The organism is Achromobacter sp. NCFB-sbj8-Ac1-l (genome assembly GCF_052695805.1).
Genome location: NZ_CP199812.1, coordinates 1,785,581 through 1,802,662 on the forward strand (window position 1 = coordinate 1,785,581; position 17,082 = coordinate 1,802,662).

A 17,082-nucleotide genomic window follows, 5' to 3' on the forward strand; every position below is an offset into this window, starting at 1 on the left:
GCAGTCCTGTTTGAACGGGGAGCCCTATTGTAGTGGTTGGGCAGGCGGGTGCAGGGACGCCTGGCGGTCGGCCGCAAACTTTTGCCGCCCTGCGCGGTCAAACGTCAGTATGATGGCGCCGTCGCGCGCAATGAGGAGTCGCACATGTCCCGTTCTTCCCGTTTCAATGCCTGCCGGTGGGCCGCAGTGCTGGCTGTCATGGGGGCATTGGTATTGAGCGGATGCGCGGCCCCGACGGTCTCGGCCCGCGTGACCTCCTTCCAGCAATGGCCGACCGGCGTCGAAGGCCAGACCTATCAGTTCGTGCCCGCCGACCCCACGCAGTCCAATAATCTGGAATACCAGTCCTACCAGGATATGGTGCGCGCCGGGATCGGCGCCACCGGGCTGGTGCAAGCCCAGGGTAGCGCCAAGGCGCGCTTTGACGTCTCGTTCAAATATGGCACGACGCAGACCCAGATCATGGTGCGGCGTCCGTATGACCCGTATTTCAACGGCGGTTACGGCTATGGCGGTTTCTACGGCCCGCGGCCCTGGGGCGGCTACTACGGTTACTGGGGGCCGGAATGGGTCGACGTGCCCGCAGTTGTCCAGCGCAATACCTTGACCCTGCAGATCCACGACACCCAGCGAGGCGGCGCCGAGGTATACCGGTCCACTGCCTACATACTCAGTGAGCGGGACAATTTCATGCGTACGATGCCCTATCTGGTCCGTGCAATATTTGACAATTTCCCGGGAAATAATGGCGCAGAACGTGAGATTCAATTCCCGGTTCAGTGAATTTTCAGGTGCCGCAGGCGCGGCGCCAAAATAAAAAAGGCGCACCATTTTGGTGCGCCTTTACTTTTCTTACTGAATAATAGGTTTTATTCTTTGATAAGAAAACTCTCGCGCGTGGCGCCGTTGGCTTCTTCGGCGGCGAGCCAGCGGGGGGCCTTGCCGCGACCGCTCCAGGTTTCCCCGGTTTGGGGGTGGCGGTACTTGGGCGCAACGGCGCGTTTGGCGGCGTTGGCGGGGCGGGTGGCGGCGCCGGCCTTGCGGCGGCCGGTGGGCGCGGCGGCACGGGCGGGCTTGCCGGAGCCAAAGGCAGCGGCAATTTCGTCGGGGGTGATGTCGTACTCGCGCATGGACGTGATGATCGACGCGATCACGGGCTTGCGGCGTTTGGTTTGCAGGACTTCAGCCTTCTTTTGGAGCTTGTTGATTTCCTTTTCGATCTTTGCTTGCAGAGCTGCGTAGGTTTCTCGGGCCATGGTTTATTCCTGATTATGGAACTGCTTTAATCGCCGGCGAAGTTATGTTTATTTGTTGTGCTTCGCATAATACATAAATTGCTGCTCGATTGCCGCAGTTTCAGCCTAATTACTTTGTATCAAAACTGCCGGAGAGTCTTTAGACTTGCGGGTTCCCGCCAGGAACAAGTATTGGGAATGATATTCCCAAATTTGGGACTAATTGAAACAAAACGGCCGTTGGTTCATGCGGCGGACGAATGTCGCGGTCCGGGCTTGAAAAAAGCTCTTTTTGTTTCATGAAGCGAGCGGATGTCAGAGGAAACGCGTTTTTTTCTGTCGCGCCTCTGGCGCATTTGGGATTTCTCGGATGCTGAGAAGGCGCTTTTCTGCTCGCCGGGCAGAGGTCTGATGACGGCGTGGCCCGCAAATATTTCAGTGATTCCCGGCGGTATGCCTATTTTCATTGCACCGCTTCAGGATCGATATGCGAGGGCCTATTCGTGGGTAGTTTTCACAGGTTGGCATTTTTCGATCTGGTTGTATGACAAGTTTTATCTGGGCGCTCCCGTGGGTATGCGTACAGGGGCAAGCGGGGTTGTCCGACGCTGTGCGGACATTTGCGCGGCGGGCCGGCGTTGATTTTTCACGGTGGCCCATACGGAGTTTGAGCCAGTCCCTGATTCGTTAACTTGGCAGGTAATATCCCGCGCCGAGGACGGCGGGCCCGTGTCGGCGTTACGATAGAGGCTTGAGCGTCATTGCAGGTGCGTTCCCCGCGCCGGCGCCCCCGAACAGAGTCCTATGAAAATCATCGATCCCGCTATTGCTTCCCTGGCCACCGCCAAATCGCTGTTGCTCGACCCCTGGGGGCTGACCGAGGCCGACATGGCGCGCGCGCTGGGCGAAATCTTTACCCACAAAGTCGACTACGCCGACCTGTATTTCCAGTACACCCGCAGCGAAGGCTGGAGCCTGGAAGAGGGCATCGTCAAGACCGGCAGTTTCTCGATCAGCCAGGGGGTGGGCGTGCGTGCCGTGAGCGGCGAGAAAACCGCTTTCGCCTATTCCGATTCGCTGTCCGCAGAGGCGCTGCTGTCGTCGGCGCATGCGGTGCGCGGCATTGCCCGGCGCGGCGCCGGCAAGGTCAAGGTGGCGGCCCAGGTCGAGGCCGAAATGGGCCGCAGCCTGTATGCCGACATCGATCCCGTCGCCACGCTGAGCGCGCCCGAGAAAGTGGCGCTGCTCGAGCGTATCGAGCGCATGGCGCGGGCCCGCGATCCGCATGTGATCCAGGTCATGGCCGGCCTGGGCGCCGAATACGACGTGGTGCTGGTCGCCGGCAGCGATGGCCGCCTGGCTGCCGATGTGCGTCCGCTGGTGCGCCTGTCGCTGACCGTCATCGCCGAACGCAACGGGCGCCGCGAAATGGGCCATGCCGGCGGCGGCGGCCGTCTGGGACTGGCCTACTTCACTGACGAGATGCTGCAGAGCTATGTCGAGCGTGCCGTGCACGAAGCCATGGTCAACCTGGAAGCGCGTCCGGCGCCTGCTGGCGAAATGACCGTGGTGCTCGGCTCCGGCTGGCCTGGCATCCTGCTGCACGAAGCCGTGGGCCACGGCCTGGAAGGCGATTTCAACCGCAAGGGCTCCAGCGTGTTTTCCGGCCGCATCGGCGAGCGCGTGGCGTCCAAGGGCGTCACCGTGGTCGACGATGGCACCATTCCGGATCGTCGCGGGTCGCTCAACATCGACGACGAGGGCAATGCCACCCAGCGCAACGTCCTCATCGAAGACGGCATCCTGCGCGGCTACATGCAGGACACCCTGAACGCCCGCCTGATGAAGACCGCCGCCACCGGCAACGGCCGGCGCGAGTCGTTCGCGCACCTGCCGATGCCGCGCATGACCAATACCTACATGCTGGCCGGCGACAAGGCGCCCGAGGAAATCATCTCGTCGGTCAAGCGCGGCCTGTACGCGGCGAACTTCGGCGGCGGCCAGGTCGACATCACCAACGGCAAGTTCGTGTTCTCGGCGTCCGAGGCCTACATGATCGAAGATGGCAAGATCACCTACCCGGTCAAGGGCGCCACCCTGATCGGCAATGGCCCCGACGCCATGACGCGCGTGTCCATGATCGGCAACGACCTGAAGCTGGATTCGGGCGTGGGCACCTGCGGCAAGGACGGCCAGAGCGTGCCGGTGGGCGTGGGCATGCCGACGGTCCGCATGGAAGGCCTGACCGTCGGCGGAACGGCCTGATAAAGCCCCCACGCTGCGCGCTTCGCGCTTGCTGCTCCCCGAGGGGGCTGTCCGGCCTTCGGGCGGCCGAGAGGGATGTGGCCCCCCACGCTGCGCGCTTTGCGCTTGCTGCCCCCTGAGGGGGCTGTCCGGCCTTCGGGCGGCCGAGAGGGATGTGGCCCCCCACGCTGCGCGCTTTGCGCTTGCTGCCCCCCCGAGCAACTGTGTTTCCAGTCAAGCAGCCTGAAGGTGCAATTGGCTGTTCCATGGTTGCTGGGAGCGGGCCATGGCGTTCAGGATTCGTAGCAGCTTGTGCGAGCAAGCGACCAGAGCGACCTTCTTGGGTTTGCCGGCCGCCAGCAGACGATCGTAGAACGCCTTAATAACGGGGTTGAACCTCACCGCGCTGAGCATGGCCATATGCAGCGTGCAACGCACTATGCTGCGTCCGCCCCATATGTGGCGTTTGCCCCGTGACTTGCCTGAATCGTGGTTCAACGGTGCTAGGCCGGCCAGCTTGGCCGCTCGGGCCCCACTGATCGTTCCCAGCTCAGGCATAAATGCCAACAAGGTGGCGCAGGTCGTAATTCCGACCCCTTTTATCGCTTCAAAGCGCTTGGTCTGATCTTTGAAGTGGGTGTCCAGGTGCCCATTGATATCCTTATCCAGCTTGGATATCTGGGCATCGAGTGTCTTAATGACTGCTCGGATGCTGTCTTTAAGAACTCGGACCGCCCCGGTTAGGCGGTTCTTCTCGGCAGTGCGCATGACCATCAATTGTGCGCGACGCGTCACGAGCGCCTGCAACACCTCGACCTGCTCATCCGGTGGAGCAAACTGCACACCGACCTGGTCTGCCTTGCCAGCCAAGGTCTGGGCATAGTGCGCCAAGGCCACGGCATCAATCGCATCGGTCTTAGCCAAATGGCCCAGGCTACGCGCAAACTCGCGTGCCGCCCGCGGGTTGGCCACCGCGACCGGTAGACCATGCTGAAGCAGGTAGCACGCCAATGCTCGCTCCAGCCCCCCAGTCGCTTCGACCACGATCAGGCCAATGCGCTTGCCCTTGATCGCCTCACAAAAGGCACTGAACCCGGCTTCGTCATTGCTCGCCTCATGGGTACCCCTCACTCCATGCAAGCTCCAGACGAAATCCTTCTGGGCCATATCCACGCCTACAAAATCTACGACTTCGGTGCTGTCTTGGCTAACCATCGCGTCTGTCATGTCCCATCCTTGCAACATTCGAACTTGTCTTCGGGTAACTGTTCGGGCTTAGTGACAAACACGGCGGACTGTACGCCCCAATGCTCGGGGACGAGCTCTAGGCTCAAAGGGGGAACGGGCTGTACAGGGCCGGTCAAACGAACTTCATACCCAACACGTCAAAGCATACAAGGGGGGCTGTCCGGCCTTCGGGCGGCCGGGCGGCCGGACGGCAATTCTTTCGGGACAGTTTGGGAAAATTGTGCTAGAGTCTTTCGCTATGAAATTCGCGTCCCCCGCCTTTTACTTTTATTTTTATGGTTTTCTGAAGCCGCTGGCGGAGGAAGGGACGCGCTCAATCTGAAGTTTGGAAAGAATCCCCCCAAAAAAGCCGCCAGCGAACTGGCGGCTTTTTTTGTGCCGCCAGCTTGAGGAAACAACCCCGGAGCATGCGCTTCGTGGCGGGAAACCCAGGAGCAGTACCGTGTCACACAATACCGACGACCTTCGCATTCGAGAAATCAAGGAACTGAACCCGCCCGCGCACGTCATGCGCGAGTTCGCATGCACCAAAGAGGCATCCGATACCGTGTTCTCCGCCCGGCAGTCGATGCACCGCATCCTGCACGGCATGGACGATCGCATGATCGTCGTGATCGGCCCCTGCTCGATTCACGACACCCGCGCCGCGATCGAGTATGCGAAGCGCTTGAAGCCGGTACGCGACCGCCTGAGCGCGGACCTGGAAATCGTGATGCGCGTGTATTTCGAGAAGCCTCGCACCACGGTGGGCTGGAAAGGGCTGATCAATGACCCTGACCTGGATGGCAGCTTCGACATCAACAAGGGCGTGCGCGTGGCCCGCGAACTGCTGCTGGACATCAACAGCCTTGGCCTGCCGGCGGGATGCGAGTTCCTGGACATGATTACGCCGCAATACATTGCGGACCTGGTCTCCTGGGGGGCGATCGGGGCGCGCACGACTGAAAGCCAGGTGCATCGCGAACTGGCTTCGGGCTTGTCGTGTCCGGTGGGTTTCAAGAACGGTACGGACGGCAATGTGAAGATCGCGGTCGACGCGATCAAGGCGGCGTCGCAGCCGCACCATTTCCTGTCGGTGACCAAGGGCGGGCATTCGGCCATCGTCTCGACCGCGGGCAACGAGGACTGTCACGTCATCCTGCGCGGCGGCAAGACGCCGAACTACGATGCGGCCAGTGTCGACGCGGCCTGCCAGGATATGTCCAAGGCCGGTCTGGCGCAGCGCGTCATGATCGACGCCAGCCATGCCAACAGCAGCAAGAAGCCCGAGAACCAGACGCTGGTGATCGAGGACGTGGCGCGCCAGATGGAAGCGGGCGATGCGCGCCTGGTCGGTGTCATGGTCGAAAGCCACCTGCTGGGCGGCCGCCAGGACATGGTGCCGGGCACGCCGCTGGTCTATGGCCAGAGCATCACCGATGGCTGCATCGACTGGGACGCCTCGGTGGCCGTGCTGGAACGCCTGGCGCATGCGGTGCGCGAACGCCGCCGCGTGGCGCTGACTTCGGGCAAGTGACCTCGGCTTGCCGCAAGCCGCCCACCCGGGCGGCTTGCGGCGCCCGGGGGCGGCGTAGAATATCCGGATCGTCCCATCCGAGAAAACGCTGATCATGAACGCTCCCTTGCACGCTGAATCGCTGCGCCGCGCGGTCCCGGCCGCCTGTCTGGAGGCCTTGCGCGCCCGTTTCGGCGACCGCTTTTCCGAATCCGCCGCCGTGCGCGAGCACCACGGCCGCGACGAATCGCCGTATCCGGCCATGCTGCCGGACGCCGTCGTCTTCGCCCAGACCACTGAAGAAGTCGCCGAAATCGCCAAGCTGTGCAATGAGCACCGCGTGCCGCTGATCCCCTACGGCGCAGGGTCGTCGCTTGAAGGTCACATCCTGGCAATCCAGGGCGGCATCAGCCTGGACCTGTCGCAGATGAACAAGGTGCTGGCCGTCAACGCCGAAGACCTCACCGCCACGGTGCAGGCCGGCGTGCTGCGCAAGCAGCTCAACGAAGAAATCCGCAGCACCGGCCTGTTCTTCCCGATCGATCCGGGCGCCGATGCCAGCCTGGGCGGCATGGCCGCCACGCGCGCCTCGGGCACCAACGCCGTGCGCTACGGCACCATGCGTGAAAACGTGATGTCGCTGACGGTCGTCACCGCCGACGGCCGCATCGTGCGCACCGCCGGCCGTGCCCGCAAATCCTCGGCCGGCTACGACCTGACCCGCATTTTCGTGGGCAGCGAGGGCACGCTGGGTATCATCACCGAAGTGACGGTGCGCCTGTATCCGCAACCCGAGGCCGTGTCGGCCGCAGTCTGCAATTTCCCCACGCTCGATGCCGCCGTGCAAAGCGTCATCGAAATCATCCAGATGGGCGTGCCGGTGGCTCGCGTCGAATTCATGGACGCGGCCAGCGTGCGCGCCGTGAACCTGCACAGCAAGCTGACGCTGCGCGAAACCCCGCTGCTGGTGTTCGAATTCCATGGCAGCCCGGCCGGCGTGCAGGAACAGGCCGAAACCGTGCAGGCGATCACCGCCGAGCACGGCGGCATGGACTTCGAATGGGCCGAGCGCCCCGAAGATCGCAGCCGGCTCTGGACCGCCCGCCACAACGCGTATTTCGCCGGCCTGCAGTTGCGCCCCGGCTGCCGCGCCAGCACCACCGACGTCTGCGTGCCGATCTCGCGCCTGGCCGACTGCGTGCGCGACACGGTCGAGGAACTGGACCGCGCCAGCTTCCCCTACACCATCGTGGGCCATGTGGGCGACGGCAATTTCCACGTGCTGATGCTGCTGGATGCCGACAGCGAGCGCGAATGGCAGGAATCCGAAACCATCAACCACAACCTGGTGCGTCGCGCCATCGCGGCCGATGGCACCTGCACCGGCGAACATGGCATTGGCCTGCACAAAATGCAATTCATGGCCGAAGAGCATGGCGACAACGCCCTGGACCTGATGCGCAGCCTCAAGCACGCATTTGATCCGAACAACATCCTGAACCCGGGCAAGATCGTGTCCTGGTAAGGCGCCGCCAAACGGCACGACAAGGCCGACGGGGCAACCCGCCGGCCTTTTTTCTTGCCGAGCCAAGACCGGGCGGCAGGGGCGGCGGGGCCGGCCGGCGTGTGGCTTCCATGGTTCTCAATAGATGGGAATCGAAGCGATGGGCATCCGTGCCGGGCGGGGGGGCGAGCCCTGGTGGCCGACGCGATGTGGCCGGTCTCGGCCAGGCGATGGCCGTCACCTTTACCGCTGGTTACGTCTGCGGCGTGCGTATCGCCTGTTGGCCGCGAGCAGCGGTGTACGCAGGATGCGGGTAAATCCCGGCCTGCGTCCAGCCTGCGGTCGCGCTATCGTTGCGCTCATGAATTCTCTGGTCGAAACCGGCCTGGCACATGTGCAGGCGCCTTATTCGTTGCAGCAACTCGTCGAGGCGTTGTCGGCCGCGTTGCCGTCGCATTGCGTGTTGTTTCGCGAAGAGGATACGCGCCCCTACGAATGCGACGGGCTGTCGCTGTACCGGGCCTTGCCCGCCGTGGTGGCCCTGCCGGAAACCGAAGCGCAGGTGCAGGCGGTCATGCGCATCTGCAAGCGGCTCAACGCGCCATTGGTGGCGCGCGGCGCCGGCACCGGTTTGTCTGGCGGCGCCATGCCGCACAGCCGGGGCGTCCTGCTGGGACTGTCCAAGTTCAACCGCATCAAGCACATCGACCTGGCCAGCGCGACTGCGGTGGTCGAGCCGGGGGTGCGCAATCTGGCCATTTCCGAAGCGGCGTCGCCCTACGGGCTGTACTACGCGCCGGACCCCTCCAGCCAGATCGCCTGTTCGATCGGCGGCAACGTCGCGGAAAACTCCGGTGGCGTGCATTGCCTGAAGTACGGCCTGACGGTGCACAACGTGCTGCGGGTGCGCATGGTCACCATCGACGGCGACGTGGTGGAACTGGGCTCCGAAGCGCCCGATGCGCCGGGCCTGGACCTGCTGTCGGTGTTCATCGGCTCGGAGGGCATGTTGGGCGTGGTGACGGAAGTGACCGTCAAACTGATTCCCAAGCCCGCGTGCGCGCAGGTGGTGATGGCCAGTTTTGCCAGCGTCGAGGCCGCGGGCAACGCAGTCACGCAGGTCATTGCCGACGGCATCATTCCGGCCGGACTGGAAATGATGGACCGACGCGCCACGCACATGGTCGAACCTTTCGTGCGCGCCGGCTACGACCTGGATGCGCAGGCCATTCTGTTGTGCGAATCGGACGGTACGCCCGAGGAAGTGGCGCACGAGATCGCGCGCATGGAAGCCATCTTCCGCGCGGCCGGGGCCACCCGCTGCCAGGTGTCCGCATCCGAAGCCGAGCGGCTCAAATTCTGGGCGGGACGCAAGAATGCGTTTCCCGCCGCCGGGCGCGTGTCGCCCGATTACTACTGCATGGACGGCACGATTCCGCGCCGTCATCTCGCGCGGGTGCTGGGCGCCATCGAGCAAATGGAAGACGAGTTCAGCCTGCGCTGCGCCAACGTCTTTCATGCGGGCGATGGCAACCTGCACCCGTTGATCCTGTTCGATTCGAATAAACCGGACGAAGTGGAGCGCGCCGAGAAGTTTGGCGCCGCCATACTCGAACTGTGCGTGCAGGTAGGAGGAACCGTGACTGGAGAGCACGGTGTGGGAATGGAGAAAATAAATCAAATGTGCGTGCAATTCTCTCGCGAAGAACTCGACGCGTTCCTGGCGGTCAAGCGGGCGTTCGACCCGCCGTGCCTGCTGAATCCTGAAAAGGTCATCCCTACGCTGGCCCGCTGCGCCGAATACGGCAAGATGCATGTGCATGCGGGCGAGATGCGCTTCCCGGATCTCGCTCGCTTCTAGGACGTTCCCCCTATGGATTTCGTCCTGTCGGAATTGTGCGACCAGGTCATGACGGCGCGCGCCGGTCATAAGCCGTTGTTCGTCATGGGTGGTGGCAGCAAGGCGTTCTATGGCAACTACCGCCCCGTGACGCCGCAAGATGGCCATTGCCTGCTGGACATGACGCCGTATCGCGGCATCGTCAGCTATCACCCGTCCGAGCTGGTGGTGACGGTGCGCGCCGGGACGCCGTTGGCCGAACTGGAGGCTGTGCTGGCCGAGCACGGCCAGATGCTGGCGTTCGAACCGCCGCATTTCTCGCCTGCGGCGACGGTGGGGGGCTGTGTCGCCGCCGGACTGTCCGGGCCGCGCCGCATGAGCGCCGGCGCCTTGCGCGATTTCGTGCTGGGTACGCGGTTGCTGGATTCGGACGGCCGGGTGCTGTCGTTCGGCGGCGAGGTCATGAAGAACGTGGCGGGCTATGACGTCTCGCGCCTGCTGGCTGGCTCTCACGGCATTTTCGGGGCCATTCTTGAGGTGTCGCTGAAGGTCGTGCCCAAGCCGATGCAGGAAGTGACGTTGACGCTGCCGGCCACGCAAGCCCAGGCGCTGGCGAGCTTTGCGCTGTGGCGCGGCAAGCCGCTGCCGATTTCCGCGACCAGCTGGACCGGCGCGGCGGACGGCGAAGGCCAGATGCATGTGCGCCTGTCCGGTGCGCCGCCGGCGATATCCAGTGCGCGCCAGGTGATCGGCGGCGATGCGCTCGAGCCCGATGCCGCCCATTCCTGGTGGACGGGATTGCGCGAGCAGACGCCTGCGTTCTTCGTCCCCGGCCAGCCATTGTGGCGGCTGGCATTGCCGCCCACGGCGGCGGCCCTGGGCCATGGCCCGGCGCTCATCGAGTGGGGCGGGGGCCAACGCTGGCTGTCCGGGCCGCAGGATGCCGCCGAATTGCGCGAACTGGCGCAGCGACTGGGCGGCCATGCGACCTTGTTCCGGGCGGCAGGTACCAAGCCGCCTGCCGATGGTGTGTTCCAGCCGTTGTCACCGGGTATCGCGCTGATCACCCGCCGCCTCAAGCAAGAACTCGACCCGGCCGGCTTGTTCAACCCCGGCCGCCTGGTCCTGGAGCTATAGCGCATCATGCAAACCAATCTGGCAGCCTGGGCCCGTGATACCGAGTTGGGCAAAGAGGCCGACGCGATCCTGCGGCGCTGCGTGCATTGCGGCTTCTGCACGGCCACCTGTCCCACCTACCAGGTGCTGGGCGACGAACTGGACAGTCCGCGCGGCCGCATCTACCTGATCAAGCAGGTGCTCGAAGGCGCCGAGCCGACGCAATCGACGCAGCAGCATCTGGACCGTTGCCTGACCTGCCGCAATTGCGAAACCACGTGCCCGTCGGGCGTGCAGTATGGTCATCTGATCGACATCGGCCGCCAGATCGTCGAAGAGCGCGTCCCGCGGCCCTGGGCCGAAAAGGCCAAGCGCAAGATGCTGCGGCGGGCCATGCTGTCGCCGTTGTTCGGCCCGGCCATGCGCATGGGCCAGGCCGTGCGCGGCCTGTTGCCCGAGGCCCTCAAGCGCAAGGTGCCCGAACGCCGCGCCCCCGGCGCGCTGCCGAAGGTCGAAGGACATGCGCGGCAGGTGTTGATGCTGGCGGGTTGCGTACAGCCGGCCATGATGCCCACCATCGATGCGGCCACCATCCGGGTGCTGGATGCCGTGGGCATCGGCGCGCGCATTGCCCCCGGCGCCGGCTGCTGCGGCGCCGCCAGCTTTCACCTGGACGCGCAGGCGGCCGCGCTGGACCAGATGCGCGCCAACGTGGACGCCTGGTGGCCGCTGGTACAGGATGGCGCGGTCGAGGCGATTGTCATGAACGCGTCGGGTTGCGGCGCCATGGTCAAGGAATACGCCCACCATCTGCGTCACGATCCGGCCTACGCCCAGCGGGCGGCCGACATTGTCGAGCGGGTCAAGGACGTGGCCGAAATCGTGGCGCCCCATGCCGCGCAATTGCGGCAGCAGCTGGCGGGCAAGGGCTTGCGGGCAGCGTTTCATCCGCCCTGCACGTTGCAGCACTGGCAAGGCCTGCGGCCGTTGTCGGAGCAACTGCTGGCGGACCTGGGGTTCGAGTTGCTGCCGTTTGCCGACAAGCACCTGTGCTGCGGCTCGGCAGGCGCCTATTCGGTGCTGAATCCGGAAATCGCCCTGACGCTGCGTGACCGCAAGCTGGGCGCCATCGCGCCGGCGGCGCCGGATGTGATCCTGTCGGCCAACATCGGCTGCATCGGCCATCTGCAAAGCGGCACGGATACGCCCGTGCGGCATTGGATCGAGGTGGTGGACGAGCACCTGGCCCGCGCCTAGCGGTGGCGGGAGAGTCGCCCGCGGCGCTTGAGCGCCTCGGGGAACCGGATGCAAGGTCGGGTGGCGCGGCGCTTATCGCGCCGCCTTGCTGGATAGCGCCCTGGCAGGCGCCCGCGTCATTCCACGGCCTTGACCATGTCTTCGAGCACCTTCTTGGCGTCGCCAAAGACCATCATGGTGCGGTCCATGTAGAACAGCTCGTTGTCCAGGCCGGCGTAGCCGGAGGCCATCGAGCGCTTGTTCACGATCACCGTGCGGGCCTTGTAGGCTTCCAGGATGGGCATGCCGGCGATCGGCGACTTGGGGTCGTTCTTGGCAGCTGGATTGACCACGTCGTTGGCCCCCAGCACCAGTACTACGTCGGTCTGGCCGAACTCGCTGTTGATGTCTTCCATTTCGAAGACCTGGTCGTAGGGCACTTCGGCCTCGGCCAGCAGCACGTTCATGTGGCCGGGCATGCGGCCGGCGACCGGGTGGATGGCGTACTTGACCGTCACGCCGCGCTCGGTGAGCTTTTCCGCCAGTTCCTTGAGCGCGTGCTGCGCACGGGCCACGGCCAGGCCGTAGCCGGGCACGATGGTCACGCTTTCGGCGTTGGTCATCAGGAACGCGGCGTCGTCGGGGCTGCCCGATTTGACGCTGCGCTGCGCGGTGCTGCCCGCAGCCGCGGCTTCGCCGGCCTGGCCGCCGAAGCCGCCCAGGATCACGTTGAAGAATGACCGGTTCATCGCCTTGCACATGATGTACGAGAGGATGGCGCCCGACGAACCCACCAGCGAGCCGGCGATGATCAGCATCGGGTTGTTCAGCGAGAAGCCGATGCCCGCCGCGGCCCAGCCCGAATAGCTGTTCAGCATCGACACCACCACCGGCATGTCGGCGCCGCCGATGGGGATGATGATCAGCACGCCCAGGACGAAGGCGATCAACGTCATGATGACGAAGGGCGTCCAGGCCTGGGTCAGCATGAACCATACGCCCATGGCCAGCATCAGCACGGCCAGCGCCAGGTTCAGCATGTGCTGGCCCGGGAACACGACCGGCGCCCCCTGGAACAGCCGGAACTTGTACTTGCCGGACAGCTTGCCGAAGGCGATGACGGAACCCGAGAAGGTGATGGCGCCCACGAAGGTGCCGATGAACAGCTCGAAGCGGTTGCCGGTGGGAATCAGCGTGCCGGCGGCGACGATGCCGAAGGCGTGGGGCTCGGCCACCACGGCTACCGCGATGGCTACGGCCGCCAGGCCGATCATGCTGTGCATGAAGGCGACCAGTTCGGGCATCTTGGTCATTTCGACGCGCTTGGCCATCAGCGTGCCGATCGATCCGCCGACCAGCAAGCCCAGCAGTACCCAGCCCAGCCCGATGGTGACCGTGCCGGAGCGTGCCAGGCCGACGATGAGGGCGCCGGTGGTCAGCACGGCGATCGCCATGCCGGCCATGCCGAAGGCGTTGCCCAGCCGCGACGTGGTGGGATGCGACAGGCCCTTGAGCGCCTGGATGAAGCACACCGAGGCGATCAGGTACAGCAGCGTGACAAGGTTGAGCGAGATCATTTCGCTTCCTCCTTGGCGGGCTTCCTGTCCTTTTTCTTGAACATCTCCAGCATGCGCCGCGTGACCAGGAAGCCGCCGAACACGTTGACCGCCGCCAGCGCCACGGCAAACACGCCCATGCCGCGGGCCAGTCCGCCTTCGGTCAGCGCGGCCGCCAGCATGGCGCCCACGATGATGATGGCCGAGATGGCGTTGGTGACGGCCATCAGCGGCGTATGCAGCGCCGGGGTGACGTTCCAGACCACGTGGTAGCCGACATAGATGGCCAGCACGAAGATGATGAGATTCATCAGGGTGGGGTTGATCGCTTCCATGCTGTCAGTTCCTCCGCGTCACATTGCCGCCTTCGCATACCAGGCAGGCCGCCACGATTTCATCGTCGCGCTGGATCGCCAGCGCGCCGTCCGCATTGATGATGAGTTTCAGGAAGTCGAGGATGTTGCGGGCGTAGAGCGCCGAGGCATCGGTGGCCACCAGGCCCGGCAGGTTGGTCAGGCCGATGAGGGTCACGCCGTGCTTTTCCACCACCTTGCCTTTCTCGGACAGCGGGCAGTTGCCGCCGCGCTCGACCGCCAGGTCCACCAGCACCGAGCCTGGCTTCATGGCCGCGACCGTCTCCGCGGACACCAGCGTGGGCGCCGGGCGGCCGGGAATCAGCGCGGTCGTGATGACGATGTCGGCCTGCTTGCAGCGTTCGGACACCAGCGCCGCCTGCCGCGCCATCCAGGCCGGCGGCATCGGCCGGGCGTAGCCGCCCACGCCTTGCGCGATCTCGCGCTCTTCGTCGGTTTCGAAAGGCACGTCGATGAACTTGGCGCCCAGCGATTCGACCTGTTCGCGCGCGGCGGGGCGCACGTCGGAGGCCTCGACCACCGCGCCCAGGCGCTTGGCCGTGGCGATGGCCTGCAGGCCGGCCACGCCGGTGCCCAGCACCACGGCGCGGGCGGCCTTGAGCGTGCCGGCCGCGGTCATCATCATGGGGATCAGGCGGCCGTAGTGGTGGGCCGCCAGCAGCACGGCCTTGTAGCCGGCCAGGTTGGCCTGCGACGACAGCACGTCCAGGCTTTGCGCGCGGGTGATGCGGGGCGCGGCTTCCAGCGCGAAGCCGACCAGGCCGGCGCCGGCCATCTGCTGCAGGCCGTCGGCGTCGAACGGATCGAGCATGCCGATGACGACGCTGCCCGATTTCATGTGCGGCAATTCGGCGGGAGAGGGGGCGCGAACCTTCAGGATCAGCTCGGCCCCCAGCGCATCCTGGGCGGTGCCGAGCGTGGCGCCGGCAGCCTCGTAGGCCTCATCGAGATAGCGCGCCGCGCTGCCCGCGCCACGCTCCACGACCACGGTGTGTTTCCCGCCGACGTACTTCTTGACGGTTTCCGGTGTTGCTGCGACACGGGTTTCCCCGTCTCGGGTTTCTTTGGGTATCCCGATGTGCATACGACGCCTCTCCTAAGAAGGTTCGCCGTAGTTATACACTGCCGCGCCTGTGGGCGGCCCGGCCGCCCAAAAGAAAGCCCCATGGGGTTAACCATGGGGCTTTGGGGCTTGCGCCCCGGTCATACCGGCCAGTCTGATGGGCTGCTGGCCGGCACTGGCGCGCAGGCGTCCGGCGTCAGGCCGTCTGCGCGCGAGTCCAGTCGATCAGCGCGGCGGTCAGGTCGCGCAGGTCGGCTTTCAGGCGGCCATAGTTGGCCGACGGACGCAGGCTGACTTCGTCCATGTACAGATTGCGGTTGATCTCGATCTGCAGGCTGTGGCGGCCTTCGTCGGGGCGGCCGAACGCGCGTACCAGTTCGACGCCCTTGTAGGGATCGTTCACGGTGACGTTGTAGCCGCGCTCGCGCAGCCACGCGGCGATGAATTCACGGAAGGCCGGATCGCTGGTGCTGCCGTCGCGGTCGCCCAGCACGAAGTCGGGATGGACCAGACCGGGGCGGTCCGTGGCGTAGGCGCCTGCGATGCTGGGCATCGAGTGGCAGTTGATGTGCCAGACCTTGCCGAACTTCTGGTGGGCGCTGTCCAGCACCTGGCCCAGGGCGGCGTGGTAGGGCTTCCAGCAGGCTTCGATGCGGTGCGTGACTTCTTCCACCGTGAGCTTGCGGTCGTACAGCGGGGTGCCGTCGTCGAGCATGCGCCAGATCAGGCCTTTGCCCAGCTTGACCTTGGGCGAGGCATTGACCGGGCCGGGCCAGGGCTGGTCCAGCAGCAGTTGGTCGATTTCGTCGGGAGCGCGATTGGCGTCGATGTAGGCGCGCGGGAAGCCGGCGGCGATCAGGGGCACGCCCATGTCGACGGCGTCGCCCCACAGGTCGTCAACCCAGGTGTCCTCGGCCGTGCGCAGTGCGCCAAAAGCCACCGCGGGCGCGAAGTCGGGCGGGTAGGCGGTGCCGCTGTGCGGGGAGTCCAGCACGAGGGGGGCCGAGGGCGCCGAATTCGGATATTGCTGCGGAAGGTCGAGCCGGTAAGACAGGGGTTGGGAAATTCGCATATAGGGGTGTTGCGTTCGTGAATCGGAGGTCCCCGCCGAACGCCGAAGGCGCGGGGGCGGGGACCGAAGATCGCTTAGTCGATCTTCACGTTGGCTTCTTTGGCGATGCGCTTGTTCTTGGCGATTTCCGCCGAGATCTGCTTGGCAAAGTCAGCCGGGCTGTTGGCGGCAGGTTCGGCGCCCAGCGCTTCCAGGCGCGCCTTGACGTCGGCTTCTGCGCTGACCTTCTGGACGGCGGCGTTCAGCTTGGCCAGGATGGGTTCGGGCAGCTTGGCCGGGGCGACCAGGCCAAACCAGGACGCGTCGTTGACGGCCGGCAGGCCGACTTCGGCGAACGTGGGCACGTCGGGCAGGCTGGCCACGCGCTTGGGTGCGGCGACGGCCATGGCAATCAGGCGGCCGGACTGCACGTGCGGCAGCGTGGACGGCAGGTTGTCATACATGACGTCGACCTGGCCGGCCAGCGCGTCGTTCAGGGCCGGGCCCACGCCGCGGTAGGGCACGTGCATCAGGTCGGTGCCCGAGGCCATCTTGAACAGTTCGCCCATCATGTGCGACACCGAGCCGTTGCCGGCCGAGGCGTACGTCAGCTTGCCCGGCTGGCTCTTGGCCAGCTTGATGAACTCGGCCATGTTCTTGGCCTGCACCTTCGGATTGATGGTCATGATGTTCGGCACGGCCGCCAGGTTCGAGACCGGCGTGAAGTCCTTTTCGCCATCGAACGGCAGGTTCGGGTAGATGGCCGGATTGATGCCGTGCGTGCTGACGGTGGCGATGCCCAGGGTGTAGCCGTCGGGGGCGCTGCTGGCCACGAAGGCGCTGCCGATCGAGCCGCCGGCGCCGCCGCGGTTTTCCACCACGACGGTCTGGCCCAGTTCCTTGCCGAGCTTGTCGGCGAACAGACGGCCGACGATGTCGGTGGTGCCTCCGGGCGGGAACGGCACGATCAGGCGGATCGGCTTGCTCGGGTAGGCATCTTCGGCATGGGCGATGCCCGAGGTCAGCGGCGTGGCCAGGGTCGCGGCAGCGACACACAGGCCCAGGACTACATTACGGCGTTGCATGAATTCCCCTATGAATTGAAACGCGGATGCGCAAA

General features: G+C 65.0%; 14 protein-coding genes. 7 read left to right on the plus strand and 7 right to left on the minus strand.

The genetic code is table 11. The features are described 5' to 3' along the window. Positions 1 to 144 precede the first annotated feature (144 nt). Entirely contained in the window at positions 145 to 783 is a 639-nt protein-coding gene (locus ACUDP5_RS08210; protein ID WP_263915052.1) for a DUF4136 domain-containing protein, read from the plus strand. An 86-nt stretch (positions 784 to 869) separates the two neighbouring features. On the opposite strand, the gene ACUDP5_RS08215 is transcribed toward ACUDP5_RS08210, so the two are convergent. Next, positions 870 to 1,256, minus strand: a complete 387-nt coding sequence (locus tag ACUDP5_RS08215) for an H-NS histone family protein (RefSeq protein WP_445658516.1) — start codon at positions 1,254 to 1,256, stop codon at positions 870 to 872. 783 nt (positions 1,257 to 2,039) lie between these two features. On the opposite strand from ACUDP5_RS08215, the gene tldD reads away from it, so the two are divergent. Then, positions 2,040 to 3,500, plus strand: a complete 1,461-nt coding sequence (tldD, locus tag ACUDP5_RS08220; RefSeq protein ID WP_445658517.1) for a metalloprotease TldD — start codon at positions 2,040 to 2,042, stop codon at positions 3,498 to 3,500. Positions 3,501 to 3,713: 213 nt separating this feature from the next. On the opposite strand, the gene ACUDP5_RS08225 is transcribed toward tldD, so the two are convergent. Continuing rightward, entirely contained in the window at positions 3,714 to 4,706 is a 993-nt protein-coding gene (locus ACUDP5_RS08225; protein ID WP_263915840.1) for an IS110 family transposase, read from the minus strand. A 463-nt stretch (positions 4,707 to 5,169) separates the two neighbouring features. Here ACUDP5_RS08225 and aroG point away from each other — a divergent pair, with 463 nt between their 5' ends. From aroG to glcF, 5 genes are all read left to right on the plus strand, one after another. Continuing rightward, a complete protein-coding gene (gene aroG, locus ACUDP5_RS08230) occupies positions 5,170 to 6,243 on the plus strand; it encodes a 3-deoxy-7-phosphoheptulonate synthase AroG (RefSeq protein WP_263914909.1) in 1,074 nt (357 codons plus the stop codon). 94 nt (positions 6,244 to 6,337) lie between these two features. Next, positions 6,338 to 7,747 carry an FAD-binding oxidoreductase gene (locus ACUDP5_RS08235; RefSeq protein ID WP_445658518.1) on the plus strand — a complete coding sequence of 470 codons (1,410 nt, stop codon included), beginning with the start codon at positions 6,338 to 6,340 and terminating at the stop codon, positions 7,745 to 7,747. A gap of 340 nt (positions 7,748 to 8,087) precedes the next feature. After that, positions 8,088 to 9,587 carry an FAD-linked oxidase C-terminal domain-containing protein gene (locus ACUDP5_RS08240; RefSeq protein ID WP_263914911.1) on the plus strand — a complete coding sequence of 500 codons (1,500 nt, stop codon included), beginning with the start codon at positions 8,088 to 8,090 and terminating at the stop codon, positions 9,585 to 9,587. A gap of 12 nt (positions 9,588 to 9,599) precedes the next feature. Further along, a complete protein-coding gene (glcE, locus tag ACUDP5_RS08245; protein ID WP_445658519.1) occupies positions 9,600 to 10,703 on the plus strand; it encodes a glycolate oxidase subunit GlcE in 1,104 nt (367 codons plus the stop codon). Between the two features lie 6 nt (positions 10,704 to 10,709). After that, positions 10,710 to 11,939 (plus strand): glycolate oxidase subunit GlcF, encoded by a 1,230-nt coding sequence (glcF, locus tag ACUDP5_RS08250; protein WP_445658520.1) that lies wholly within the window; start codon positions 10,710 to 10,712, stop codon positions 11,937 to 11,939. A 116-nt stretch (positions 11,940 to 12,055) separates the two neighbouring features. Here glcF and ACUDP5_RS08255 read toward each other — a convergent pair whose 3' ends face one another. The 5 genes from ACUDP5_RS08255 to ACUDP5_RS08275 form a co-directional block, all read right to left on the minus strand. Continuing rightward, complete coding sequence (locus ACUDP5_RS08255) at positions 12,056 to 13,495, minus strand: NAD(P)(+) transhydrogenase (Re/Si-specific) subunit beta (RefSeq protein WP_445658521.1); 1,440 nt, start codon at positions 13,493 to 13,495, stop codon at positions 12,056 to 12,058. Then, entirely contained in the window at positions 13,492 to 13,809 is a 318-nt protein-coding gene (locus ACUDP5_RS08260; RefSeq protein ID WP_006388447.1) for an NAD(P) transhydrogenase subunit alpha, read from the minus strand. The genes ACUDP5_RS08255 and ACUDP5_RS08260 overlap by 4 nt, the downstream gene beginning before the upstream one ends. A gap of 4 nt (positions 13,810 to 13,813) precedes the next feature. Then, entirely contained in the window at positions 13,814 to 14,932 is a 1,119-nt protein-coding gene (locus ACUDP5_RS08265; protein ID WP_445658522.1) for a Re/Si-specific NAD(P)(+) transhydrogenase subunit alpha, read from the minus strand. Positions 14,933 to 15,107: 175 nt separating this feature from the next. Continuing rightward, a complete protein-coding gene (locus ACUDP5_RS08270) occupies positions 15,108 to 15,983 on the minus strand; it encodes an N-formylglutamate amidohydrolase (protein ID WP_263914916.1) in 876 nt (291 codons plus the stop codon). Between the two features lie 74 nt (positions 15,984 to 16,057). After that, on the minus strand, positions 16,058 to 17,047 hold the full coding sequence (locus tag ACUDP5_RS08275; protein ID WP_263914917.1) for a Bug family tripartite tricarboxylate transporter substrate binding protein: 990 nt from the start codon (positions 17,045 to 17,047) through the stop codon (positions 16,058 to 16,060). Between the last annotated feature and the right edge of the window lie 35 nt (positions 17,048 to 17,082).

What these genes read in the sequence shown, in the direction of transcription:
- ACUDP5_RS08215 (WP_445658516.1), bottom strand. Translation starts at nt 1,256, where the DNA reads ATGGCCCGAGAAACCTACGCAGCTCTGCAAGCAAAGATCGAAAAGGAA.
- ACUDP5_RS08260 (WP_006388447.1), bottom strand. Translation starts at nt 13,809, where the DNA reads ATGGAAGCGATCAACCCCACCCTGATGAATCTCATCATCTTCGTGCTG.
- ACUDP5_RS08225 (WP_263915840.1), bottom strand. Translation starts at nt 4,706, where the DNA reads ATGACAGACGCGATGGTTAGCCAAGACAGCACCGAAGTCGTAGATTTT.
- ACUDP5_RS08270 (WP_263914916.1), bottom strand. Translation starts at nt 15,983, where the DNA reads ATGCGAATTTCCCAACCCCTGTCTTACCGGCTCGACCTTCCGCAGCAA.
- ACUDP5_RS08265 (WP_445658522.1), bottom strand. Translation starts at nt 14,932, where the DNA reads ATGCACATCGGGATACCCAAAGAAACCCGAGACGGGGAAACCCGTGTC.
- glcE (WP_445658519.1), top strand. Translation starts at nt 9,600, where the DNA reads ATGGATTTCGTCCTGTCGGAATTGTGCGACCAGGTCATGACGGCGCGC.
- ACUDP5_RS08275 (WP_263914917.1), bottom strand. Translation starts at nt 17,047, where the DNA reads ATGCAACGCCGTAATGTAGTCCTGGGCCTGTGTGTCGCTGCCGCGACC.
- ACUDP5_RS08235 (WP_445658518.1), top strand. Translation starts at nt 6,338, where the DNA reads ATGAACGCTCCCTTGCACGCTGAATCGCTGCGCCGCGCGGTCCCGGCC.
- tldD (WP_445658517.1), top strand. Translation starts at nt 2,040, where the DNA reads ATGAAAATCATCGATCCCGCTATTGCTTCCCTGGCCACCGCCAAATCG.
- glcF (WP_445658520.1), top strand. Translation starts at nt 10,710, where the DNA reads ATGCAAACCAATCTGGCAGCCTGGGCCCGTGATACCGAGTTGGGCAAA.
- ACUDP5_RS08255 (WP_445658521.1), bottom strand. Translation starts at nt 13,495, where the DNA reads ATGATCTCGCTCAACCTTGTCACGCTGCTGTACCTGATCGCCTCGGTG.
- ACUDP5_RS08240 (WP_263914911.1), top strand. Translation starts at nt 8,088, where the DNA reads ATGAATTCTCTGGTCGAAACCGGCCTGGCACATGTGCAGGCGCCTTAT.
- ACUDP5_RS08210 (WP_263915052.1), top strand. Translation starts at nt 145, where the DNA reads ATGTCCCGTTCTTCCCGTTTCAATGCCTGCCGGTGGGCCGCAGTGCTG.